The 21,868-nt window shown below is 63.2% G+C and carries 22 protein-coding genes; 12 read left to right on the top strand and 10 right to left on the bottom strand.

What is annotated here, in order from left to right; translation table 11 throughout:
- Positions 1-198: 198 nt before the first annotated feature.
- From P3C39_RS10905 to P3C39_RS10890, 4 genes are all read left to right on the top strand, one after another.
- Positions 199-558: a septal ring lytic transglycosylase RlpA family protein gene (locus P3C39_RS10905; RefSeq protein ID WP_013528714.1), complete on the top strand. Its 360-nt coding sequence runs from the start codon at positions 199-201 to the stop codon at positions 556-558.
- 231 nt (positions 559-789) lie between these two features.
- The gene (locus P3C39_RS10900) at positions 790-2,067 is read left to right on the top strand and encodes a polyhydroxyalkanoate depolymerase (protein WP_013528715.1); all 1,278 of its coding nucleotides are present in this window, start codon (positions 790-792) and stop codon (positions 2,065-2,067) included.
- 234 nt (positions 2,068-2,301) lie between these two features.
- The gene (locus P3C39_RS10895; protein ID WP_013528717.1) at positions 2,302-2,919 is read left to right on the top strand and encodes a transglutaminase-like cysteine peptidase; all 618 of its coding nucleotides are present in this window, start codon (positions 2,302-2,304) and stop codon (positions 2,917-2,919) included.
- A 415-nt stretch (positions 2,920-3,334) separates the two neighbouring features.
- Complete coding sequence (locus P3C39_RS10890; protein ID WP_245265299.1) at positions 3,335-3,502, top strand: hypothetical protein; 168 nt, start codon at positions 3,335-3,337, stop codon at positions 3,500-3,502.
- Positions 3,503-3,586: 84 nt separating this feature from the next.
- Here the strand turns inward: P3C39_RS10890 and P3C39_RS10885 are convergent, their stop codons facing one another.
- The 4 genes from P3C39_RS10885 to P3C39_RS10870 are packed head-to-tail and all read right to left on the bottom strand — an operon-like array spanning position 3,587 to position 6,337.
- Positions 3,587-3,955, bottom strand: coding sequence for a helix-turn-helix transcriptional regulator (locus tag P3C39_RS10885; RefSeq protein WP_013528719.1), 369 nt, complete (start codon positions 3,953-3,955; stop codon positions 3,587-3,589).
- 10 nt (positions 3,956-3,965) lie between these two features.
- Positions 3,966-4,496, bottom strand: a complete 531-nt coding sequence (locus P3C39_RS10880) for a Smr/MutS family protein (RefSeq protein WP_275953376.1) — start codon at positions 4,494-4,496, stop codon at positions 3,966-3,968.
- Positions 4,493-5,608, bottom strand: coding sequence for a murein transglycosylase A (locus P3C39_RS10875; RefSeq protein WP_275953377.1), 1,116 nt, complete (start codon positions 5,606-5,608; stop codon positions 4,493-4,495). Before P3C39_RS10875 ends, P3C39_RS10880 begins: the two co-directional genes overlap by 4 nt.
- Positions 5,609-5,629: 21 nt before the next feature.
- On the bottom strand, positions 5,630-6,337 hold the full coding sequence (locus P3C39_RS10870; RefSeq protein WP_027161247.1) for a Tim44/TimA family putative adaptor protein: 708 nt from the start codon (positions 6,335-6,337) through the stop codon (positions 5,630-5,632).
- A 217-nt stretch (positions 6,338-6,554) separates the two neighbouring features.
- Here P3C39_RS10870 and P3C39_RS10865 point away from each other — a divergent pair, with 217 nt between their 5' ends.
- Together P3C39_RS10865 and secB are read left to right on the top strand one after the other, a co-directional pair.
- Positions 6,555-7,055 carry an FxsA family protein gene (locus P3C39_RS10865; RefSeq protein ID WP_024502218.1) on the top strand — a complete coding sequence of 167 codons (501 nt, stop codon included), beginning with the start codon at positions 6,555-6,557 and terminating at the stop codon, positions 7,053-7,055.
- A 130-nt stretch (positions 7,056-7,185) separates the two neighbouring features.
- Positions 7,186-7,686, top strand: coding sequence for a protein-export chaperone SecB (secB, locus tag P3C39_RS10860; RefSeq protein WP_013528724.1), 501 nt, complete (start codon positions 7,186-7,188; stop codon positions 7,684-7,686).
- Positions 7,687-7,805: 119 nt separating this feature from the next.
- Here the strand turns inward: secB and dnaQ are convergent, their stop codons facing one another.
- The 5 genes from dnaQ to P3C39_RS10835 all read right to left on the bottom strand — a co-directional run bounded on the left by dnaQ (position 7,806) and on the right by P3C39_RS10835 (position 11,939).
- Entirely contained in the window at positions 7,806-8,507 is a 702-nt protein-coding gene (dnaQ, locus tag P3C39_RS10855; protein ID WP_063173422.1) for a DNA polymerase III subunit epsilon, read from the bottom strand.
- A gap of 341 nt (positions 8,508-8,848) precedes the next feature.
- Positions 8,849-9,448, bottom strand: a complete 600-nt coding sequence (coaE, locus tag P3C39_RS10850; protein ID WP_013528726.1) for a dephospho-CoA kinase — start codon at positions 9,446-9,448, stop codon at positions 8,849-8,851.
- On the bottom strand, positions 9,445-10,287 hold the full coding sequence (locus P3C39_RS10845) for a shikimate dehydrogenase (RefSeq protein WP_013528727.1): 843 nt from the start codon (positions 10,285-10,287) through the stop codon (positions 9,445-9,447). The genes coaE and P3C39_RS10845 overlap by 4 nt, the downstream gene beginning before the upstream one ends.
- On the bottom strand, positions 10,280-10,879 hold the full coding sequence (locus P3C39_RS10840; protein ID WP_275953378.1) for a Maf-like protein: 600 nt from the start codon (positions 10,877-10,879) through the stop codon (positions 10,280-10,282). Before P3C39_RS10840 ends, P3C39_RS10845 begins: the two co-directional genes overlap by 8 nt.
- 238 nt (positions 10,880-11,117) lie before the next feature.
- Positions 11,118-11,939 (bottom strand): pyruvate, water dikinase regulatory protein, encoded by an 822-nt coding sequence (locus P3C39_RS10835; RefSeq protein WP_013528729.1) that lies wholly within the window; start codon positions 11,937-11,939, stop codon positions 11,118-11,120.
- Between the two features lie 405 nt (positions 11,940-12,344).
- Here P3C39_RS10835 and hemE point away from each other — a divergent pair, with 405 nt between their 5' ends.
- From hemE to rho, 3 genes are all read left to right on the top strand, one after another.
- Complete coding sequence (gene hemE / locus P3C39_RS10830; protein WP_275953379.1) at positions 12,345-13,376, top strand: uroporphyrinogen decarboxylase; 1,032 nt, start codon at positions 12,345-12,347, stop codon at positions 13,374-13,376.
- A complete protein-coding gene (gene hemJ, locus P3C39_RS10825; RefSeq protein ID WP_063173417.1) occupies positions 13,376-13,912 on the top strand; it encodes a protoporphyrinogen oxidase HemJ in 537 nt (178 codons plus the stop codon). The genes hemE and hemJ overlap by 1 nt, the downstream gene beginning before the upstream one ends.
- Positions 13,913-14,142: 230 nt before the next feature.
- Positions 14,143-15,408 carry a transcription termination factor Rho gene (gene rho / locus P3C39_RS10820; RefSeq protein WP_013528732.1) on the top strand — a complete coding sequence of 422 codons (1,266 nt, stop codon included), beginning with the start codon at positions 14,143-14,145 and terminating at the stop codon, positions 15,406-15,408.
- A 199-nt stretch (positions 15,409-15,607) separates the two neighbouring features.
- On the opposite strand, the gene P3C39_RS10815 is transcribed toward rho, so the two are convergent.
- The gene (locus P3C39_RS10815; RefSeq protein WP_275953380.1) at positions 15,608-17,626 is read right to left on the bottom strand and encodes a thioredoxin domain-containing protein; all 2,019 of its coding nucleotides are present in this window, start codon (positions 17,624-17,626) and stop codon (positions 15,608-15,610) included.
- A 64-nt stretch (positions 17,627-17,690) separates the two neighbouring features.
- Here P3C39_RS10815 and mnmE point away from each other — a divergent pair, with 64 nt between their 5' ends.
- From mnmE to rsmG, 3 genes are all read left to right on the top strand, one after another.
- On the top strand, positions 17,691-19,022 hold the full coding sequence (gene mnmE, locus P3C39_RS10810; protein ID WP_275953381.1) for a tRNA uridine-5-carboxymethylaminomethyl(34) synthesis GTPase MnmE: 1,332 nt from the start codon (positions 17,691-17,693) through the stop codon (positions 19,020-19,022).
- A gap of 301 nt (positions 19,023-19,323) precedes the next feature.
- On the top strand, positions 19,324-21,204 hold the full coding sequence (gene mnmG, locus P3C39_RS10805; protein WP_275953382.1) for a tRNA uridine-5-carboxymethylaminomethyl(34) synthesis enzyme MnmG: 1,881 nt from the start codon (positions 19,324-19,326) through the stop codon (positions 21,202-21,204).
- On the top strand, positions 21,201-21,833 hold the full coding sequence (gene rsmG / locus P3C39_RS10800) for a 16S rRNA (guanine(527)-N(7))-methyltransferase RsmG (RefSeq protein ID WP_275953383.1): 633 nt from the start codon (positions 21,201-21,203) through the stop codon (positions 21,831-21,833). Before mnmG ends, rsmG begins: the two co-directional genes overlap by 4 nt.
- Positions 21,834-21,868: the final 35 nt, after the last annotated feature.

Raw genomic sequence — 21,868 nt, 5'->3', positions numbered from 1 at the left:
TTGTCAAACGGATGCCCGATAGCAACACAAAGATCATCGTTGATTGATCATCGCGTGCCGGAAAATCCCTGACAGACTGTTACCCAGCGACTCCAAACGTGTGCCATTGCCACGGAACCGCCAGATCACTGCCGCATTTCCCGCCTTATTTGGCACCTAACGGCTGGGGTCTGTCAAAAACGGAGCCATCCCCCAAATATGAAGAACCCAAAACAGACCGCGATTGTCGCGGTAACGATCGCTGCTGGCCTGATGGTCGGCGCTTCTTCGGCGACCGCCGCCGCCCAGTGCGGCCGCGCCTCGTGGTACGCCCTGCACTCCAGAACCGCCTCGGGCGAGCGCATGAACCCGTCGGCGATGACCGCCGCGCATCGCACCTTGCCTTTCGGCACCAAGCTCAGGGTGACCAACAAGAACAACGGCCGCAGCGTCGTCGTGCGCATCAACGATCGCGGTCCGTTCATCAAGGGACGCGTGCTCGACCTGTCGAAGGGCGCGGCCGGCCAGCTCGGCTTCATCGGCTCCGGCCACACTTCCGTGTGCATGGCGCGCGTCTAGAGCTTCCTGTGTCCGGCAAGGGCCGGACACACTACCTACACATTTCGCAGCCGCACACTGAGCCGGCTGGCGCCGTTCGGCCCCGATTTCCATGGTCTTGAACCAAAGAAGCATTGGTCACGCAGCGTGACGTATTGCATCGCAGCAATTAGTTGTTAACTTCCCCGCGAGACATTTAGGCTCGGCGCTGCTCGTCGTCCCTTCGGTCGCAGGCAGCAGCGGGGTTTCTCGATGTTCTACCAGCTCTATGAGATGAACCACGCCGCCCTGCAGCCGGCGCGCCTCTATGCCGACGCGGTGCGGATGTTCTACTCCAATCCGCTCAATCCGTTTTCCCACACGCAATGGGGCCGTTCGATCGCGGCGACGGCCGAACTGTTCGAGCGCACCACGCGCCGCTACGGCAAGCCGGCCTTCGGCCTGAGCAAGACCGTGGTCGACTGGAAGAGCGTCGAGGTCGCCGAGAAGACCGTCTGGTCGAAGCCGTTCTGCAATCTCGTGCGCTTCGAGCGCGCTGTCCCCGCCGGGCGCAAGCCCGATCCGAAGCTTCTGATCGTGGCGCCGATGTCGGGCCATTATGCGACGCTGCTGCGCGGCACGGTGGAAGCCATGCTGCCCTATGCCGACGTGCACATCACCGATTGGGTCGATGCCCGCATGGTGCCGCTTGCCGACGGCCAATTCGATCTCGACGACTACATCGACTATGTCATCGACATGCTGCACACGCTCGGGCCGGACACGCATGTGATGGCGGTGTGCCAGCCTTCCGTGCCGGTGCTGGCCGCCGTGGCGCTGATGGAATCCAAGGGCGACCCGTTCGTGCCCTCGACGATGACCTTGATGGGCGGGCCTATCGACACGCGCAGCAACCCGACCGCGGTCAATCTGCTGGCGCAGGAAAAAGGCATCGACTGGTTCCGCGACAATGTCGTGATGCATGCGCCGTGGCCGGTGCCAGGCTTCGGCCGCGAGGTCTATCCAGGCTTCCTGCAGCTGTCCGGCTTCATGAGCATGAACCTCGATCGCCACATCATCGCCCACAAGGACTTCTTCATGCATCTGGTGAAGCATGATGGCGACAATGCCGAGAAGCACCGCGATTTCTACGACGAGTATCTGGCGGTCATGGACCTGACGGCCGAATTCTACCTGCAGACCGTCGACACCGTCTTCGTGCGGCAGGCCTTGCCAAAGGGCGAGATGACGCATCGCGGCACCAGGATCGATCCGTCGGCGATCCGCAACGTCGCGCTGTTCACGGTCGAAGGCGAGAACGACGACATATCAGGCCTTGGCCAGACCAAGGCGGCGCATGATCTTTGCCCCAATATCCCGGCTGAGCGGCACGCCCACTACATGCAGCCGGCGGTCGGCCATTACGGCGTGTTCAACGGTTCTCGCTTCCGCTCCGAAATCGTCCCGCGCATCGTCGACTTCATCACCAGCTACGGCCGCCAGGAGCGTGTCGCGGTGAAGCCGAAGCTGGTCCGCGCCGCCAAGAGATAATGCACGTCGTCCAAAATTGCGGGTTTTGGGACGATGACCTGCATAAAACCAAGCTTAACGGCGACAAACCGTGCGATTGACCGGTAAAAGCCGGCCGGCTGGCTGATTCTGTTGCACAAGTGCCGCTGTCCAGCCCCTCGGGTAACCATGCCGACAATCCGACCGTCGTCGTAATTGACACGGACTGTAAATCCCCCTTAACCTTTCGTTAATAACAAAGGGTGAGCGGGGACAATGATTTCCTCATCGATGGCGCGACGGCTGCGCGTGTATGTGGCGGCCGGGCTGGCAATGACGGCGGGCTGGGTGGCACCGGCCTTGGCGGGTGGAGCGATGGCGACCGGGGGGCTCACCTCGCAGCCGATCGGCCACTATGATTTCTGCAAGCTGCATCCGGGCGAGTGCTCGATCCGCCCGGCCAATCTGGCGCCGGCTCCGATGACCGACGCGCTGATGCGCAAGCTTCTCAATGTCACCGCCAGGGTCAACGCCGCCGTCAAGCCGATGAGCGACATGGACATCTACGGCAAGGACGAGGTCTGGGCTTATCCCGACAAGGGCGTCGGCGATTGCGAGGACTATGTGCTGGAAAAGCGGCGCCAGCTTTCGCGCATGAGCATCTCGCTTGCCGATCTTCTGATCACCGTCGTGCGCAAGCCCGACGGCGAGGGCCACGCCGTGCTGACGGTGCGCACCGACGAGGGCGACTATGTGCTCGACAATCTGACCGACAAGGTCAAGCCATGGGACGCGACCGGCTACCGCTTCCTCAAGCGGCAGGCGATCGACAACACCGGCCGCTGGGTCTCGATCCGCGGTGGCCAGCAAGTTCTGGTCGGCGCGGTTCAGTAGGCACCAGCAACGGCGGCTTCCCTAGGGGCGGCATCCAACGCTTCGTCATCACAGGGCTGAGCAGGAGCGAAGCTCCGTCGCGAAGACCCGGGATCCATGCCGTGATGCCGATGAAGAACGCTGCGGCGCAGGAACAGGCGCCTGCAATCGTCATACCGTCATCACCAGATCTTTTGCCCCGTCGCGACGCTCGCAACTCGCGGCATGGATCCTCGGGTCTGCGCGCCCGCTTCGCCCGTGGATGACGAAATCGATGGGCCCTCCGCCAGAATTCGCATTTCTCCGTGAACCATTTCGCTCCGGCCAGCGACACACAGCCGTGAACCGAAACCAACCATGGAGACTTCAGATGACTGCTTTTTTGCGAAACACCCTTCTTGCCGCTATCGCGGTGTCGAGCATGGCCGGATCCGCCATGGCCGATCAGACCACCAGCTGTGCCAAAACCAACCTCAACGACCTCTGGGCCGGCCGCTGTTGCGGTGATGCCGGGGCGTCGGACTGCCTGGGCGGCGGAAACAATGGCCACGACCACGGCGATCATGGCCGGGGTGGAAATGGCGGCACCGCCGGCAAGAAATGATCTCACCACTTTGCCCGCCGGCGGGCCGCCGGCGGGCAGTGTCCTCGTGAGGCAGGCGAACTTGTACCGGCGCGGACCGTCAGGCTACGGCCGCTGGTTCAACGCCGCGCGGATCGATGCGGTGATGCGGCGAAGCTCGGTTTCGTCGAGTTTCTCGATGTTTTCCGCCAGCAGATTGGCGAGCTCGGTGGCGGCGGGGGAAAGACCCGACGTGTCGAGTTTTACACGCGGGTGCGAGGCCTCGGCCAGCCGCGCCAGTTCCTCGGCATCGTCCCAGATGATGTTGAAATAGCCGATGATCTTCTGGATCAGCGTCCAGGTCGGGGCGCCTCGCCTGCCATGTTCGAGCGCCGACAGATAGGCGGCGCTGACGCCGATCGCCGCCGCCATGTCCTTCTGGCGGACACCGCGTTCGCTTCTCAGCGTCCGCAGCTTCTCGCCGAACGGAGTCATGCCCCCGTCCTCATGAACGGACCCGCCGCAGGCGGATATAGAGCGCACCCGAACCGCCATGATTGCGGGCGGCATGGTCGTGGCTGGAGACGAGCGGCCGGAAGGCAGGCGTCGACAGCCAGGCCGGCACGGCGCGCCGCAACACGCCATCGCCGCCGGAGGACGAGCCCTTGCCGGTGATGACCAGGACATAGCGGACGCCGCCGGCATGCGCCCGGTGCAGGAACGAGAACAGCAGCGAGTAGGCCTCGTCCTGCGTCATGCCGTGCAGATCGACGCGGCCCTCGATCGGCAGCCGGCCCTTCGACAATTTGTCCAGCGTCGGTTCGTCGAGGCGGTGCGTGACATGCTGCGCCTTCGGCTTCGCGGTCCCTGCGACATTGGCGACGGGCTGGGCGGGCTGCGACTGGCTTGGCTTGGCCTCGGCAGGAATTTCGGGGATGTCGACGGCAAATTTCCCCTTCAGCGGCTTGGCCGTGCGCGCCACCAGGTTCCACAGAATCCGGTCGTCCTCGCTGAGCTTGTCCGGGCGCCGGGTCATCGGACCGCACCCGCAATGAGCGCGTGCGGCACCAGTGCATAAAAATCCGCGGCATTGCGGACCACGCCGGCGATCTCGCCCGCGGCATCGCCCGAACCGGCGAACAGGTCGCCCCGCGCCGGCCCGGTGATGGCGGAGCCAGTGTCCTGCGCGATCATCAGGCGCCGGAATGGTTTTGCGTCGAAGGCGGCGAGCGTCGGCGCGTCGATGTAAAAGGGCGTGCCGAATGTGTGCAGCAGGCGGTCGACGGCGATCGAGCGGCCCGGCGTCAGCGGCACCTTGGCGGCGGCGATAGGACCAAGGGCAACGTCCTCGACATCGGCGTGGCGGAAGAAGATGTAGGAGCGGTTCTGCCACAGGATCTCGTCGACGCGGTCCGGATGCGCCTTGAACCAGGCGCGGATCGACTGCATCGTCACTTCCGCCAGCGGGATCTCGCCAATCTCGCTCAGGACCTTGCCTGGTCCGGTGAAGCGCTGGCCGGATTTGGCGGCATAGGTGACGCGGGCAAGCCGGCCGTCGGTCATGGCGAGGCGTGCGGCACCTTGCACGTGAATGAAGAAGGCATCGACCTTGTCGGCCAACCAGGCGATTTCCAGGCCCTTGCCATCAAGCGCGCCGCGCTCGATCTCGCCACGGTCATGATATTCGACCGTCCCGTTCGGCGTCTGGCGCGCGAAAGCGAGATAGGGGTCCAGGCCCGGCGGCCGGTTTGCGTCATCGATATCGACGAGATCGGCCGGGCGCGACAGCAGCGGCACCGAAAACCGGTCCGTGCGCACCGGTGACGCCTCGACCTGCGGTTCATAGAAACCGGTGACGAGCCCATTTTCGGCAGGGATAAGCGCCGGCACAAAATGGCGCTCGAAGAAGGCGCGGGCGTTCCCGCGGGTCAAAACCGGCGACCGATTCGCCGGCGAAACGGTCCGGGCCTCGGCGTAGGCATCCGCAAAGGCGTCGAAGTCGACGCCGAGCGCGCCGCTGCGATAGGGTTTGGTCAGGACATGGAAGGCCGAGCGGCGAAAGGCGGCGAAGGCCGCCGAATGGTCGTCATCGTTCCAGCCGGGCAGATCGCCGAAGGCTTTCTCGACAAAAAGAGGCGACAGCGACACCGGAGCCTCGCCGCGTATTCCCTAGTCTTCTTCCTCGGTGGCGACGAGCTTCCAGTTCGGATCGCGCGAGCGCGTGTCGCGGGCGAAGGTCCAGACATCCTTGACCTCGGCGACGGTTTCCGGGTCGCCGTCGATGACGGCGCCGGCCTTATCGCGGGTCGCCGAAATCAGCTCGCTGATGATGCGCAGCGTGACATGCGCCTCGCCGCCCTTCATCTCGGCCGAGACGATATCGGCCTTGTCGATGCCGACGAAGGAGGACTGGATCTTTTCCGCCTTGGCCTCGCGCTCGCCGATAGCGGCGACAAAACCGTCATAGACCTCGCGCGACAACAGGTTCTTCAGCGTTTTGCGATCGCCGTCGGCATAGGCCATGACGATCATCTCGTAAGCCATCTTGGCGCCGTCGACGAAACCCTTCGGCTCGAAGGACGGATCATTGTCCTTGATCGTGCGCAGGCCCTTGTTGAGGTCGGTATCGGGCTTGGCGAAAGCGTCGATCGCGGCATAGGCGTCGGGAGCCGGCTCGCCTGGCGGACGCTTGCGCGGCAGCGAGACGACGTTTTCGGATTTCTGGGCGGCATCCTTGTCGCTGGTGCGAGCCGCCGAATAGGGATCGAAGGGCGGCCGTTCGCTGCCGGTGCGGCGGCCCAGCACATTGCGCAGCTGGAAAAAGATGACCACCGCCGCAATCAGGAAGAAAATCGTGCCGAAGTCGAAGAATCCCATATCTTCCGCCAATCAATCCCTGCCCTGTGGCCGGACCGTCAGGCCCAACGGCCGCGGTCGCATAGCGTTCAACATTCAAAGCATATAGAACGCAAGGCGCAATCATTCAAATCAAAGGCAGGCATACCTATCTAACAGCCTCAGTGCCAGCGGCGATTGCCAGCTGGCGGCCAAAACAATCAAAACGGTCATAACGATCGAAAAAGGTTGGCAAGACTTGCGCATTTCGCTGCTTCCCTTCTTTCTCCTTGCACTGCCGCTGCTGGAAATTGCCGGTTTCGTCATCGTCGGCCGCGAGGTCGGCGCGTTGGCGACGGTCGGCCTCGTGCTGGCCTCGAGCATCGCCGGCGTGCTTTTGCTCCGATACCAGGGTTTTGGTGTCATGGCCCGCATCCGCACCGAGATGGCCGCCGGCCAGAACCCCAGCCGCCACCTTGCGCACGGCGCCATGATCGTGGTTGCGGCGATCCTCCTGATCATCCCCGGCTTCATCACCGACATCATCGGCCTGCTGCTGTTTCTGCCGCCGTTGCGCGACTTTGCCTGGAGCCGGTTCAAGGGCCGCATTGTCGTCGCCACCGATTTCTCGACCGGCGGTTTTCGTGGCCGCCAGCGCGACAGGGTCATCGACCTCGAAGACGGCGACTATTCGCGCGAGGACGATCTGAAGCGCGGCCCGGATCACAACTCGCCGTGGCGTCGCCTGAAGGACGATTAGCGCCCCGCCCCATCTCCATCCCGCAGCCGGGAAGCAAGGCGGCAAACCTTGTCTTGTCATCCCCGCCATGGTAGCGAACGCCCGATTTCAATTCGGTCAGCGACGCTGCCCAGGCAAGAGGACAAGGCTTATGGCCAGCAAAGATGACGCGCCGGTCGGCGCAGCCAACGGAAACGGCAATGCGGCGCAGCCGTCGCTCAACGTTCTGGCGCAATATGTGAAGGACCTGTCCTTCGAAAGCCCCGGCGCGCCGAATTCGCTGCGCGGCCGCGACAAGGCGCCGGGCATCGCCATCAATGTCAACGTCAACGCCAACCCGCTCTCCGACAAGCAGTTCGACGTCAATCTGACGCTCAACGCCAAGGCGTCCTTCGACCAGGAAGTGCTGTTCAATGTCGAGCTGGTCTATGGCGGCGTGTTCGCCATCGCAGGCTTTCCGCAGGAACACATGCTGCCGATCCTGTTCATCGAATGCCCGCGTCTTTTGTTCCCGTTCGCCCGCCAGATCATCGCCGAGGCAACCCGCAATGGCGGCTTCCCGCCGCTGATGCTCGACCCGATCGACTTCGCGCAGATGTTCCAGCAGAAGCTGGCGGAGGACCAGGCGTCGTCGAAGGTCCAGGTGAGCTGAGGGCTGCCTGCCACGGATTGTGAAAAGCCCGGCCTTGCGCCGGGTTTTTTGTTTTGGGCGGGACGATTGAGGCGCCGGCAGGGCAGAGGGGGGCGCCAAGGATCGCCAACGGGACGATTTTAGTTCCCGAGAACCTTCAGCCACAGCGCCTTTTCACCCAATGTCCCGACCATGCCGGCATGTGCGGCACGTTCGGCTTCTGTCACGCGCGGCGGCAGTGGCGCCGGGCGCGGGGCGACGACGATTTCGATCTGGCGGACATTCTCGCCCTGGGCCGGCGCGGTGGCGCTGTCGAGGATGAGGGCCGCCTGCTTGCCGCCGATCAGCTCGATATAGACCTCGGCCAGCAATTCGGAATCGAGCAGGGCGCCGTGCTTGGTGCGCTTGGTGTTGTCGATGCCGTAGCGCCGGCAGAGCGCATCGAGCGAATTAGGACCCATCGGGTGCTTGCGGCGCGCCAGCGCCAGCGTGTCGACGACGACGCCGTTGTCGATGACAGGGTGACCCAGCCGGCCGAATTCGACGTTGAGGAAGCCGACATCGAAAGTGGCGTTGTGGGCGACCAGCTTGGCGCCGTCGGTGAAGTCCAGCCACTCCTGTACGATCTCGGCGAAGGTCGGCTTGCCCGCGAGGTCCGCCGCGCTGATGCCGTGCACCGCCTGTGCCTCGACATGGATCGCGCGGCCTTGCGGGTTGATGTAGTGGTGGAAGGTCCTGCCGGTCGGGAAACGGTTGACCAGTTCGACGCCGCCCAGCTCGATCACGCGGTCGTCGCGCGAATCGAGGCCGGTGGTTTCCGTGTCGAAGATGATCTCACGCATCGAATCAGTCGCTCCAAAGGAGCAGAATCATGAGAGCGGAACAAAATGGCAATGAGAAACTATGATGGCCAGGGCAATCGCACAGGTTTGCGCCGCCCCTCATCGCCCTGCACCTTTCCTCTCCCCCGTCGATCGGGGGAGAGGTGTCGAGCGAAGCTCGACGGAGTGGGGGTCGACCTTTGCCGCTTGCCTAGGTTTTCTTGCTTGCCAGATTGTGCCTGGGTTGCGGCTACTGCGCGTTTGGCGAATGCCGTCCCCAACTCCGGAGGGAGAGGAAAGGAGCAAAGCCGGCAGGCAGATAAGCGGCTCTCACATCGACAGCTGGCGGTCGAGCGGTGGGCTCAACCACCTGGCTTGCCAACCCCTATCAGCTGGCTGATGATTGCAGCGACCTCCGCCCGCGCGGCGTCCATCCCCTGTCCGGTGTCGACGATGAAATCGGCCTGACGGCGCTTTTCCGCGTCCGGCACCTGCTTGGCCAGGATCGACGCCAGCTTCTCTTCCGTCATGCCGGGCCGTGCCAGCACGCGTTCGCGCTGGGTCTCGGCCGGGGCGGTGACGACGACGACCTTGTCGACGCGGTTGCGGCCGCCGGTTTCGAACAGCAGGGGGATATCGAGGACGGCGATCGGCGCGCCTGATCCACGATGCCTGGCCAGAAAGGCATCGGCATCGGCGCGCACCAGCGGGTGGATGATGGTCTCCAGCCGCTTCAGCGCCGCGGCATCGCCGAGCACGCGCGCGCCAAGTTTGGCACGATCGACCACGCCGGCGGATGTGGTGCCGGGAAAGGCGGCCTCGACCAGGGGGGCTGCCTTGCCCGCGTAGAGGCGATGCACCGTCTCGTCGGAATCATGGACCGGCACGCCGGCCTCGGCAAACATTTTTGCCGTGGTCGACTTGCCCATGCCGATCGAGCCGGTGAGGCCGAGCACGATCATGGCTTCGGCACCAGATCGGCGACGATCAGGGCCCGGAGTTCGGCCGTCACCCGCGGCCTGATGCCGAACCAGCGCTCGAAGCCAGGCACGGCCTGATGCAGCAGCATGCCAAGACCGTCGACCGTCTTCAGATTTCGCGCGCGGGCGGCCGCGAGCAGCGGCGTCTCCAGCGGCACATAGACGATGTCGGTGACGATGGCATGGTCGGGCAGCCGGGCGGGATCCGCCGACAGGCCTTCATTGCCATGCATGCCGAGCGCGGTGGTGTTGACCAGCAGGCCGGCATCGCCGAGCAGTTCGTTGGTCGCCGCCATGCCATGCGCCGAGACACCGGTGCCGAAACGATCGCGCAATTCCTGCGCTCGGGCCAGAGTGCGGTTGACGATGCGGATGTCGGCAACGCCGCGCTCCTTCAGCGCATGGATGACGGCGCGCGACGCGCCGCCGGCGCCGAGTACCACCGCCGGACCCTTGCTTGCCCAGCCCGGTGCATGATCGTCGAGGTTGGCGGCAAAGCCGTGACCGTCAGTGTTGCCGCCCCACAGGACGCCGTCCTCGAACCACAGCGTGTTGACGGCGCCGATTTCTTGCGCCGCCTGGTCGCGGCGTTCGGCCAATGCGAAGGCCGCTTCCTTGTGCGGGATGGTGATGTTGCCACCGCGGTAATTGTTTGCCTGCAATGTTTCCACGAACACGGCAAAGTCTTGCGGCGCGACATCGATGGCCTGGTAGCTTCCGTCGATGCCATGTTTGGCCAGCCAGTGGCCATGGATCTTCGGCGAGCGCGAATGCTTGACCGGATGGCCCGACACGAAGGCTTTTTTCGACGCCTCAGCCATCGATCGCCCCCAGGTCTCGCAGTTCGGCCAGCAGCGGCAACAGCGGCAGACCGACAATGGTGAAATGATCGCCCTCGATTTTCTCGAACAATTGAATGCCTTCGCCTTCGATCTGATAGGCGCCGACGCTTCCCAGCGCCTTGGCGCCGACGCGGGCGAGGTGGCGGCCGATGAAGGCGGGGTCGAGCTTGCGCATGGTCATCGAAGCGATGCCGACATGGCGCCACAGAACCTTGCCGTCGCGAACCAGCACCGCGGCGCTGTTGAGCTGATGGGTCCTCCCCGACAGCGCCAGCAAATGACGGCGGGCACCCTCCATGTCAGCCGGCTTGTGGAACACCTCGTCGCCGAGCGACAGCGTCTGGTCGCAGCCCAGCACCAGGGTGCCCGGCCTGCGCTCGCTGACTTCGGTCGCCTTAGCCTCGGCCAGCACCAGGGCGACGTCCTCGGGCGAGACGCCGCTATCCTGCAAAGGCGACTCGAGCGCGCGCTCGTCGACATCGGCCGGCACCGCCTCGACATCGACGCCGGCATTGACCAGCATCGCCTTGCGGAACGGACTGCCGGAAGCGAGGATGAGTTTTTCGGTCATGCTGATTCACCCATGTTGGCGCTCCGTCACGCACCCCTCATCCGACCGAGCTTCGCTCGGCCACCTTCTCCCACAAGGGGAGAAGGGAAGTCCCGCGCGTACGCCGCTGCAAATCGCCAACTGGCGGTATCTTGCGGAGACGACGGTGCCACGTTCTTCCTTCTCCCCTTGTGGGAGAAGGTGGCCTCGCGAAGCGAGGTCGGATGAGGGGTGCTGGTGCTCACTTATCTTACCTGCCCTATCTATTCTTCCCCCGCAGGGCAACGATGGCCGCCGCCGTTTCCTCGATCGAGCGGCGGCTGACGTCGATCATCGGCCAGCCATGCCGCGTGCAGATCTTGCGGGCGTAGGCGAGCTCTTCGCTGATCGCCGCGCGATCGACATAGTCTGATGCCTCATACGAGCTGCTGTTGCCGAGGATGCGGTTTTGCCGGACGTGCGAGATGCGCTCGGCGGTGGCGATCAGCCCGACGATGAGCGGCTTGCTGGCGGCAACCAGGCTTTCCGGCACCGGCACGCCGAGCACGATCGGGATGTTGGCGGTCTTGATGCCGCGGTTGGCGAGATAGATGCTGGTCGGCGTCTTCGACGTGCGAGAAATGCCGATCAGCACGACATCGGCATCGTCCATGTTGAGCGGCAGCTGGCCGTCATCATGGTCCATGGTGAAATTGAGCGCATCGATGCGGCGGAAATATTCGGCGTCGAGAACATGCTGGGCGCCGACGCGGCGGCCGGCGGGGGTGCCGAGATAGGACTGGAACACGGTCAGCACTGGCTCCAGCACCGACACACAGGGCAGGCCCATGGCCGCGCAGCGCTCGTCGATGCCGCGCGCCAGCTTCTGGTCCACGACCGTATAGAGGATGATGCCCGGCTCTTCCTCTATGTCCTCGAACACCTTCGCCACCTGCTTTTCGGTGCGGATAAGCGGATAGATATGCTCGATGGCGCGCGCATCCTTGTATTGTGCCGAAGCCGCCCGGCCGGCGGCGAGCAGCGTTTCGCCGGTCGCGTCGGAAATCAGGTGCAGGTGGAAGAAGCTCTGGGGTTTGTTCACAGGGGGTCACCTGGGGCTGTGGGCTTCTGTGGATAAAGCGGGATGAAAAGAGGGGTCGGTCGGAGGCGACTGTATCAGATGGCAGTTTGTCCACAATTCGATGCGCTGTCAGCTTCGTCGGGCGACTGGGGACAAGTTTGGGGACGGCTTTTTTCGCCTACAGTCCGTCCACAGGACCTGCCTTTCACCGCTCCGCCTAACGCTTTGACTCGATTGATCGATTCCGACCTATCCCCAGAACCCTACATCTGGGAAAAAGAAGCACGCGACAATATGTTGGCTGGTGTTTTCCGGGGCAAAGCGGGACAGGTGGCAATCACCAGAACCAACAGACTCTTAGAATCAGAAGAATCTTAGATATAAGAATCTTTGATTATAGAAGAGGCCGGGAGAAGCGAGCGCTCGATGCCCCAGAACCGGATCATGCTGGATGTCCTGAAGGGCAAGGCTCATTTTCCGCCTCCGCTCTGGATGATGCGTCAGGCAGGGCGTTATCTGCCGGAGTATCGGGAGACACGCAGGCGAGCAGGCTCGTTCCTCGATCTCTGCTATGATCCAGACCTTGCCGTCGAAGTGACCTTGCAACCGATCGAGCGCTTCGGCTTCGATGCTTCGATCCTATTTTCCGATATCCTTGTCGTTCCGCATGCGCTTGGCCGTGACGTCCGCTTCGAAGAGGGCAGAGGGCCGCTGCTGACGCCGATCACCGCGCCGGAGATTCTGGCTCTGGAGGGCAAGGTGTTTCACGTGAATCTCGAACCGGTCTACGAGACGGTTCGCCGGTTGCGGGCCAAATTGCCCGACGAGACAACCCTGATCGGCTTCTGCGGCGCGCCGTGGACGGTGGCGACCTACATGATTGCCGGCCATGGCACGCCCGACCAGGCGCCGGCGCGGCTTTTTGCCTATCGCGAGCCGGTGGCCTTTCAACGATTGCTGAAGGTGCTTGCCGAACATTCGGCCGCCTATCTCATCCGCCAGATCGAGGCGGGCGCGGATGTGGTGCAGATTTTCGATTCCTGGTCCGGCGTGCTGGACGATGAAACTTTCGATTTGTTCTGCGTTCAGCCGATGGCCGAGATCGTTGGCCGGGTGCGGGCGGTTTATCCCGATGTCCCGATCATCGGTTTTCCCAAGGGCGCCGGTGCGCGCTACCGGACCTATCGACAGAAGACCGGCGTAACGGCGCTGGGCATCGACTGGACGGTGCCCCTGATTGCGGCGAAAGAATTGCAGCGCTCGGGTGCGGTTCAGGGCAATCTCGATCCCTTGCGGCTCGTGGCTGGCGGCAAGGCGCTGTCGGATGGCGTCGACGCGATCCTGAGAGCGCTGGGAGACGGGCCGCTGATCTTCAACCTCGGTCACGGCATCACGCCGGAGACGCCGATCGCCCATGTCGAGGCGATGGTGAAACAGGTGCGGAGCGCGACACGCTGATGGCTCAGATGAACAACACGAACAGCACCGGCCAGGCGATGATGCGCATGATATCAGGTATCGCCGTGCTGATCGTTTTCACCGCGCTTTTGTATTTCGCGGCACCCGACAGTTTCTACCCCTGGGCCAAGGCGATCCATATCCTCGCCGTCATCTCGTGGATGGCGGGCATGCTCTATCTGCCGCGGCTGCTGGTCTATCACGCCGATGCCGAGAAGGGCTCGGTGCAGTCGGAAACCTTCAAGGTGATGGAGCGGCGCCTGCTGCGCGGCATCATAAACCCGGCGATGATCGTCACCTGGGTGTTCGGCCTGTGGCTTGCCTGGAAAGGCTTTGGTTTCCAGGGCGGCTGGCTTCACGCCAAGATCGGAGCGGTGCTTTTGCTGTCGGCCATGCATGGCTATCTGGCCGGTGCGGTGCGTAAATTCGCCGAGGACCGCAATGAAAAACCGGCCAGGCACTGGCGGATGGTCAACGAGATCCCCACATTGCTGATGATCGCAATAGTCATCCTGGTGGTGGTCAAGCCGTTCTGATGCATGCCGCCCAAAAACGGCCAGGAGACTGCGACAGGCATTGATGCGTTTTAGGCCTTCATAGGCCATGCAAAACGCAGCTTGCTCTTTCACCCGACCGACGATAAAAGACGGGTCTTCCTTCCCGTCATGCGCCGCCCCTCGTTGTTTTCGGCCGCGCCCGGCATTTGTCGCATCCCGCCGATATTTTCCCAAAGCCTACCCAGACTCCATCTATTCAAGGTCCGTCTATGCAAGAAATGAAACTCGCCGAGTTCAAGAACAAGAAACCGCCAGAGCTGATCGCTTATGCCGAATCGCTGGAGGTCGAAAACGCCAGCGTCATGCGCAAGCAGGAGCTGATGTTTGCGATCCTGAAGAAGCTGGCCGCCCAGGAGATCGAGATCATCGGTGATGGCGTGGTCGAGGTGCTGCAGGACGGTTTCGGCTTCCTGCGCTCCGCCAACGCCAATTACCTGCCAGGTCCCGACGACATCTATATTTCACCGTCGCAGATCCGGCGCTTTTCGCTGAAGACCGGCGATACGGTCGAAGGGCCGATCCGCAGCCCGAAAGAGGGCGAGCGCTATTTCGCGCTGCTCAAGGTCAACACCATCAATTTCGACGATCCCGAGAAGATCCGGCACAAGATCCACTTCGACAATCTGACGCCGCTCTATCCGACCAAGCGGCTGAAGATGGAGATCGAGAATGTCACCACCAAGGACATCTCGGCCCGCGTGATCGACCTGGTGGCGCCGATCGGCAAGGGACAGCGCGCTTTGATCAACGCGCAGCCGCGTACCGGCAAGACGGTTCTGATGCAGAACATCGCCCACTCGATCACCGCCAACCACCCGGAATGCTATCTGATCGTGCTGCTGATCGACGAGCGGCCGGAAGAAGTGACCGACATGCAGCGCTCGGTGAAGGGAGAGGTGATCTCCTCGACCTTCGACGAGCCGGCGGTGCGCCACGTGCAGGTCGCCGAAATGGTCATCGAGAAGGCCAAGCGCCTGGTCGAACATGGCCGCGACGTCGTCATCCTGCTCGATTCGATCACCCGTCTCGGCCGCGCCTACAACACCGTCGTGCCGTCATCCGGCAAGGTGCTGACCGGTGGTGTCGACGCCAACGCGCTGCAGCGGCCGAAGCGCTTCTTCGGCGCCGCCCGCAACATCGAGGAGGGCGGTTCGCTGACCATCATCGCCACCGCGCTGATCGATACCGGCAGCCGCATGGACGAAGTCATCTTCGAAGAGTTCAAGGGCACCGGCAACTGCGAAATCCAGCTCGACCGCAAGGTCGCCGACAAGCGCATCTATCCGGCCATGGACATCCTGAAGTCCGGCACCCGCAAGGAAGACCTGCTGGTTTCCAAGCAGGACCTGCAGAAGATCTTCGTGCTACGCCGCATCCTGGCGCCGATGGGAACCACCGACGCGATCGAGTTCCTGATCGACAAGCTGAAGCAGACCAAGACCAATGCGGATTTCTTCGATTCGATGAACACGTAAGGGGATGGGGTAGCGATCCTTCGCGCCCCCCTCTGCCCTGCCGGGCATCTCCCCCTCTAGGGGGAGATTACGCCCTTGGTCGCTTTCGGCAATTATCAACGCCGTAAGGTGAACGGAACAGGGAAGCTGCCGATCTCCCCACTTGAGGGGAGATGGCCGGTAGGCCAGAGGGGGCGTCTCTCGCCGGCGGTTAGCAAAACTATCGCCGTCGCAACAATCGCTCCAGCTCTTCAGCATCCGTCGCCGCCGGCAAACAAACCTGCCCCGTGCACAACCATGCACCTGCCTTGTCGGTCGGCGGCAGGATTCCACCGGGCAGCAAGGGTCGATTCGCTGCCGTACCGATCGGCACGACGATGTCGATGCGGCGCGGGTCCGGGTTTCGATTCGCAACCGGAACGAGCTTTGGATCTGTGAGCTCATCCACCAACACCAGCTTGAGTGGCTCGATTGCCAGGGCGCAGGCATTGACGATGCCGGCCTGGCCATAGGCCTGGTGCGCCGCGCGGCCGGCGGCATGCTCGGCGACGTGCCAGGCTCTTTCCTGCAGCTCGAGATTGCCGGTGACGGAGGCGAGCCTGACCAGCGCCTCGATGATCTGGCCGGTGGCGGACGGAATGGCTTCGTCGACATCGCCGCGGATGCGGATCGGCACGTCGGTGCTGTCGGAAGCAGTCAGGTAGTAACCTGTCTTCTCGGCGTCGGCATGCCAATGCTCGAGCTGCCCGACAAACTGGCCGGCCTGGTCGACATAGCTCCAATCCCCGGTGGCCTCGAACAGCGAGATCGCGGCGTTGGTCATAGCGGCATAGTCGCTGGACAAAGCCGGGAACAGTTTTCTGGCGCCGAGCATCGAATGCGGCAGACGGCCGTCGCGGCTGCCAGAGCTGATATAGGCAAAGGCCTTTGCCGCCGCATCGATCCAGTCAGGCCGCGCCAGCGCCCGGCCGGCCTCGGCAAGCGCTGCGATCATCTGGCCGTTCCAGTCGATGAGGGTCTTTGCGTCAAGGCCGGGCCTGACCCGCTCTTCCCGGACAGCAAGGAGTTTCGCCTTGAGCGCGCTGATCTCTTCGCGGTGGATCACATATTGCAATTGCTGAGACAGCGTTTGGTGGACGACCGGCTTGCCTTCCCAGCCATGCGGGTTGGAGAGCGTGAAGTGCTTGAAAAACAATGCGGAATCGTCTCCAAGGGCGGCTTCGATCTCGTCGCGGCTCCAGGTGTAGAACAGACCTTCCTCGCCGTCGCTGTCGGCATCGAGACTGGCGGCAAAGGCACCGCCGTCGACGCGCATTTCGCGCAGCAGCCAGCCGATCGTCTCTTCGATTCGCACCCGGAACAATTCATTGCCGCTTGCGGCATAGGCCCAGTTGCAGAAGCGGAGGAGCTGGGCATTGTCGTAGAGCATCTTTTCGAAATGCGGCACCAGCCATTCGGCGTCGGTGGAGTAACGGCTGAGCCCGCCGCCGATGTGGTCGTAGATGCCGCCGCGCAGCATCTGCTCGAGGCTGTTGAGGACGTCGTCGCGATGGGCGGCATTGCCGTCGCGAAGCCAGGACAGCCACAGCGTTTGCATGAACGGCGCGTTGGGAAATTTAGGCGCGCCGCGCAATCCGCCGAGATCACGGTCGATCATGCCGTCGATGCCCTTGGCCAATTCCGCCAGCGTGGCGCGGTCGAGCACGGTTCTGGCATGCGAACCGGCGAGCCGTGCCTCGACATGCGTCGTCAGGCCGTCGGCGCTCTGGTTGAGGCTCGCCCGCTTCTCCCGCCAGGCCTTGTCCACCGCCTCCATCACCTGGACAAAACCCGGGCGGCCGTAGCGCGGCTCGCGTGGAAAATAGGTGCCGCCCCAGAACGGCTTGCCGTCCGGAGTCAGGAACATGGTCAGCGGCCAGCCGCCCTGCTCGCCCATCGAGGACAGCGCCGCCATATAGATCTGGTCGATGTCCGGGCGCTCCTCGCGGTCGACCTTGATATTGACGAACAGACGGTTCATGACGGCGGCGACGCCATCGTTTTCGAAGCTTTCATGCGCCATGACATGGCACCAATGGCAGGCGGCATAGCCGACCGAGAGCAGGATCGGCCTATCCAGCGCTTTTGCCTCTTGGAGCGAAGCCGGCGACCAGGCCCGCCAGTGGACGGGATTGCCGCTATGCTGCTGCAGATAGGGGCTGGCTTCTTCGGCAAGCAGGTTTTGCGCGGGCAGCGTCACTGGGCAAACTCGGGTGCGATTGGCTGATAGGCGTGAAGCTAGGGCGGTTCAGTAGAGCGGGCAAATGATTTCAGGCGATTCCATCGTAGCGCTGTCGAGCGGCCGGCTGCCTGCCGGCGTCGCCGTCATCCGAATTTCCGGCCCGCAGACTCGATTCGTGATCGAAACGATTTCTGGGACTATGGTTAAGGACCGCGCGGCGGCTCTGCGCCGACTCAGGGCGTCTGACGGGACATTGCTCGATACCGGCCTGGTTGTGTTTTTTCCCGGTCCGGCCAGTTTCACCGGCGAGGATGTCGCGGAATTCCACGTTCATGGCGGCCGTGCCGTTGTGGCAAAAATGCTGGAGACGATGACCGGTTTTGACGGCGTCAGGCACGCGGAACCGGGTGAATTCACGCGTCGCGCCTTTCTGAACGGCAAGGTCGACCTGGTCGAGACCGAGGCGCTGGCGGATCTCGTCAATGCCGAGACGGAGGCGCAGCGGCGCTTCGCGGTCCAAAATGCCGGAGGCGCCCAAAGCGAACTCTATCTCGGCTGGCGCCGCAGGCTGATCCATGCCCGCGCCATGATCGAGGCCGAGATCGATTTCGCCGACGAGGAAGACGTCCCCGGTTCCGTTTCGGATACGGTCTGGTCTGATGTCAGAACGATGATCGACGAGATCGACCGGCACATCGCCGGATTTCGCGCCGCCGAGATCATTCGCGACGGCTTTGAGGTCGTCATCCTCGGTGCGCCCAACGCCGGTAAGTCGAGTCTGTTCAACGCCCTGGCGCGGCGCGATGCCGCTATAGTAACGGATGAGCCAGGCACGACCCGCGACCTGCTTGAAGTGACACTTGATCTTCAGGGGCTGCGTGTCCGGCTTACGGATACGGCCGGGTTGCGCGATGCGCCGGGGAAGGTCGAGGCGATCGGCATCGAGAAGGCGAGGGCCAAGGCGCATGGCGCCGATCTCTTGCTGTTGCTTAGGGATGTCGCCGATCCCAGGGAGATTGGACTGCTGCCGACCGAAGCGCCGATCTTACGTGTCGGCACCAAGCTCGATCTGCTGGAAAGCCGCGCGGCGAGCGACGCGACGGAGGATTACGACCTTGTCATTTCAGTGAAGAACGGGACGGGCGTGGAGGAACTGCTGGCGGAGATCGGCCAGCGGGCGGCGGAGGCAGCCGGCAGCGTCGGCGATGTCCTGCCGTCGCGCCTTCGCCACGTCGAATTGCTTGGCGAGACCAACCGTCATCTGCTTCGCGCCACCGATGGCCGTTCTGTCGGGCAGGAGTTGCGCGCGGAGGAGCTGCGGCTTGCCGCCGACCGCTTGGGCCGAATCGTCGGCGCCATCGACGTCGAGGACATGCTGGACGTGATCTTCTCGCAGTTCTGCATCGGGAAATGACTCACGTGAAACATTGGGTCGCTGCGGCGTGAGCTCCCTTTAGATCGTATGTTGCTTTGCTGCATGGCTTCGTGATTTCGACGAACCCCGAAGGCGGGGAGGCTCCATCTGGGCCACCACCGCGCTGCGCCGCCTGCATGACTCACGTAAAACGTGGCAGGCGGCCCCGATGACTCACGTGAAACACTGAGCTAACTGGCGGCTCGGCTGTTTCACGTGAAACTTGTCGCGGAGTTTTCTTGACAGCGTCGCTCCGCAGGGACATGTGTCCCTCATTCTTCTGAGTCCAGGACGTTTGGAAATGACCAATCGCTATGATGTGGTTGTGGTGGGCGGCGGCCACGCGGGTTGCGAGGCGGCTAGTGCTGCCGCGCGCGCCGGTGCCAGGACCGCGCTGGTGACGCTGCGTTTCGACACGATCGGGGTGATGTCGTGCAACCCAGCGATCGGCGGGCTCGGCAAGGGCCATCTGGTGCGCGAGATCGATGCCATGGACGGTTTGATGGGGCGCGTGGCGGATGCGGCAGGCATCCAGTTCCGCCTGCTCAACCGCCGCAAAGGCCCCGCGGTGCGCGGACCTCGCACGCAGGCCGACAGAAAGCTCTATCGCCTTGCCATGCAGGAAGCGATTCGGCAGCAGAACGATCTCGACGTGGTCGAAGGCGAGGTTCTGGACTTCGAAATCTCCGATGGGCAGATCAGGGCTGTTCTCCTGGCTGATGGGCGGCGCCTGGCTTGCGGCGCGGTCGTTCTGACGACCGGAACTTTTCTGCGCGGGCTTATCCATATCGGCGAGAAGAAGATCGTCGCCGGCCGCATGAACGAGCAGGCGAGCCTCGGCCTGTCGGCAACGATGGACCGCGCCGGCTTCAAGCTTGGACGGCTGAAGACCGGGACGCCGCCGCGGCTCGATGGCCGGACCATCGACTGGGCGTCGCTGGAAAGCCAGGCGGCGGATGCGGATCCGGTGCCGTTCTCGCTGATGACCGACCGTATCGAGACGCCGCAGATCGAGTGCGGCATCACCCGCACAACGACCGCCACGCATGAGCTGATCCGCGCCAATCTTGGCCGCTCGGCCATGTATTCCGGCTCGATCGAAGGCGTTGGGCCGCGCTATTGCCCGTCGATCGAGGACAAGATCGTCAAGTTCGGGGACAGGGACGGGCACCAGATTTTTCTGGAGCCGGAAGGCCTGGACGACGACACCGTCTATCCCAATGGCATTTCGACCTCGCTGCCCGAAGATGTGCAGCTCGACATCTTGAAAACCATTCCGGGGCTGGAGCGGGCCGTCATGCTGCAGCCCGGTTATGCCATCGAATATGATCATGTCGATCCGCGCGAGCTGCATCAGACGCTGGAGACGAAGCGCATCAGCGGCCTGTTCCTCGCCGGGCAGATCAACGGCACGACCGGCTATGAGGAAGCGGCCGGGCAAGGCTTGCTTGCCGGCCTCAATGCGGCGCGGCGGGCGGCGGGCAGCGCGCAGATCGTGCTCAGCCGCACCGAGGCCTATATCGGCGTCATGGTCGACGATTTGACCAGCCGGGGCATTGCGGAGCCCTACCGGATGTTCACCTCGCGGGCCGAATTCAGGCTGTCGTTGCGTGCCGACAATGCCGATGAGCGGCTGACGCCCGTGGCTGCGAAGCTTGGCATCGCCTCGGCGCAGCGGATGCAGCGCTACGGGGATGTCATGCAAAGTCTGGATGAGGCTCGGGAGCTGGCGAAATCGCTCACAATGACGCCCAACGAGGCGGCGCGACACGGGCTGGAGATCAACCGGGACGGCGTGCGCCGGTCCGGTTACGAATTACTATCCTATCCCGACGTCGACGTGGCCTGGTTGGGACGCATCGATTCGCGATTCGCGGCAATCGACGGCAAGGCGGCGGAGCGACTCGAAACAGAGGCCAAATATTCGGTCTATCTCGATCGCCAGAAGACGGATGTGGCGCAGATCCGGCATGAAGAGAGCCGGCTGATCCCCGAGACGGTCGATTTCGCTGGCGTGCCGGGTCTGTCGAACGAGTTGAAGCAGAAGATGCAGGCGCGGCGGCCGCGCTCCATCGCCGATGCCCAGCGCATGGAAGGCATGACGCCAGCGGCGCTGGCGATCATTGTCGCGCATGTCCGTCACGCGGAGAGCGCCCAGCGCCTACAAAAGGATGTTGCGTGAGTTCTATGACCCTAGCGAGCCTGCAGGACACGGCAGGCCCGGTTTCACGTGAAACATTCGATCGGCTGGTGGCGTTCGAGCAGATGTTCCAGAAGTGGAATCGCAGCATCAATCTGGTGGCGCAATCGACCTCGGGCGACGTCTGGCAGCGTCATATATTGGACAGCGCGCAGCTCGCGCGCATAGAGCCGGCCGCCACACGCTGGGTGGATATCGGCTCAGGCGGCGGATTTCCGGGCCTTGTCATGGCTTTCCTGCTGGCCGAGCGCGACGGCGCCAGCGTCGATCTGGTTGAAAGCAATCGCAAAAAAGCATCCTTCCTGCAGACCGTCATTGGGCAGTTCAGCCTGCCGGCGCGGGTGGTGGCGCGCCGCATCGACGACAGTCATGCGCTTGTTTCGACGCCGCAGATCGTCACGGCGCGGGCGCTGGCTCCGCTTTCGACCTTGCTGGACCTGTCGGCGCCCTGGCTGATTTCAGGCGCGCGCGGTCTGTTCCACAAAGGCCGGGATTACCGCACCGAAGTGCAAGAAAGCGTTCACCGATGGTCCTTCGATCTGGTAGAACATCCCAGTGTGACCGACGCTGGCGGCGTCATCCTGGAATTGTCCAACCTGCGACCTGTCTGATCCGTCACTGACAGGCGATTTGGCGCCCAAAATGA

Origin of the sequence: Mesorhizobium sp. XAP4 (assembly GCF_029269325.1) — a bacterium.
GTDB lineage: Bacteria > Pseudomonadota > Alphaproteobacteria > Rhizobiales > Rhizobiaceae > Mesorhizobium > Mesorhizobium ciceri.
This window is presented reverse-complemented; position numbering and strand designations above follow the sequence as displayed.

Coding starts and splice junctions, on each gene's coding strand:
- P3C39_RS10905 (WP_013528714.1), top strand. CDS start 199: ATGAAGAACCCAAAACAGACCGCGATTGTCGCGGTAACGATCGCTGCT.
- P3C39_RS10900 (WP_013528715.1), top strand. CDS start 790: ATGTTCTACCAGCTCTATGAGATGAACCACGCCGCCCTGCAGCCGGCG.
- P3C39_RS10895 (WP_013528717.1), top strand. CDS start 2,302: ATGATTTCCTCATCGATGGCGCGACGGCTGCGCGTGTATGTGGCGGCC.
- P3C39_RS10890 (WP_245265299.1), top strand. CDS start 3,335: ATGGCCGATCAGACCACCAGCTGTGCCAAAACCAACCTCAACGACCTC.
- P3C39_RS10885 (WP_013528719.1), bottom strand. CDS start 3,955: ATGACTCCGTTCGGCGAGAAGCTGCGGACGCTGAGAAGCGAACGCGGT.
- P3C39_RS10880 (WP_275953376.1), bottom strand. CDS start 4,496: ATGACCCGGCGCCCGGACAAGCTCAGCGAGGACGACCGGATTCTGTGG.
- P3C39_RS10870 (WP_027161247.1), bottom strand. CDS start 6,337: ATGGGATTCTTCGACTTCGGCACGATTTTCTTCCTGATTGCGGCGGTG.
- secB (WP_013528724.1), top strand. CDS start 7,186: ATGGCCAGCAAAGATGACGCGCCGGTCGGCGCAGCCAACGGAAACGGC.
- dnaQ (WP_063173422.1), bottom strand. CDS start 8,507: ATGCGTGAGATCATCTTCGACACGGAAACCACCGGCCTCGATTCGCGC.
- coaE (WP_013528726.1), bottom strand. CDS start 9,448: ATGATCGTGCTCGGCCTCACCGGCTCGATCGGCATGGGCAAGTCGACC.
- P3C39_RS10845 (WP_013528727.1), bottom strand. CDS start 10,287: ATGGCTGAGGCGTCGAAAAAAGCCTTCGTGTCGGGCCATCCGGTCAAG.
- P3C39_RS10840 (WP_275953378.1), bottom strand. CDS start 10,879: ATGACCGAAAAACTCATCCTCGCTTCCGGCAGTCCGTTCCGCAAGGCG.
- hemE (WP_275953379.1), top strand. CDS start 12,345: ATGCCCCAGAACCGGATCATGCTGGATGTCCTGAAGGGCAAGGCTCAT.
- hemJ (WP_063173417.1), top strand. CDS start 13,376: ATGGCTCAGATGAACAACACGAACAGCACCGGCCAGGCGATGATGCGC.
- rho (WP_013528732.1), top strand. CDS start 14,143: ATGCAAGAAATGAAACTCGCCGAGTTCAAGAACAAGAAACCGCCAGAG.
- mnmE (WP_275953381.1), top strand. CDS start 17,691: ATGATTTCAGGCGATTCCATCGTAGCGCTGTCGAGCGGCCGGCTGCCT.
- mnmG (WP_275953382.1), top strand. CDS start 19,324: ATGACCAATCGCTATGATGTGGTTGTGGTGGGCGGCGGCCACGCGGGT.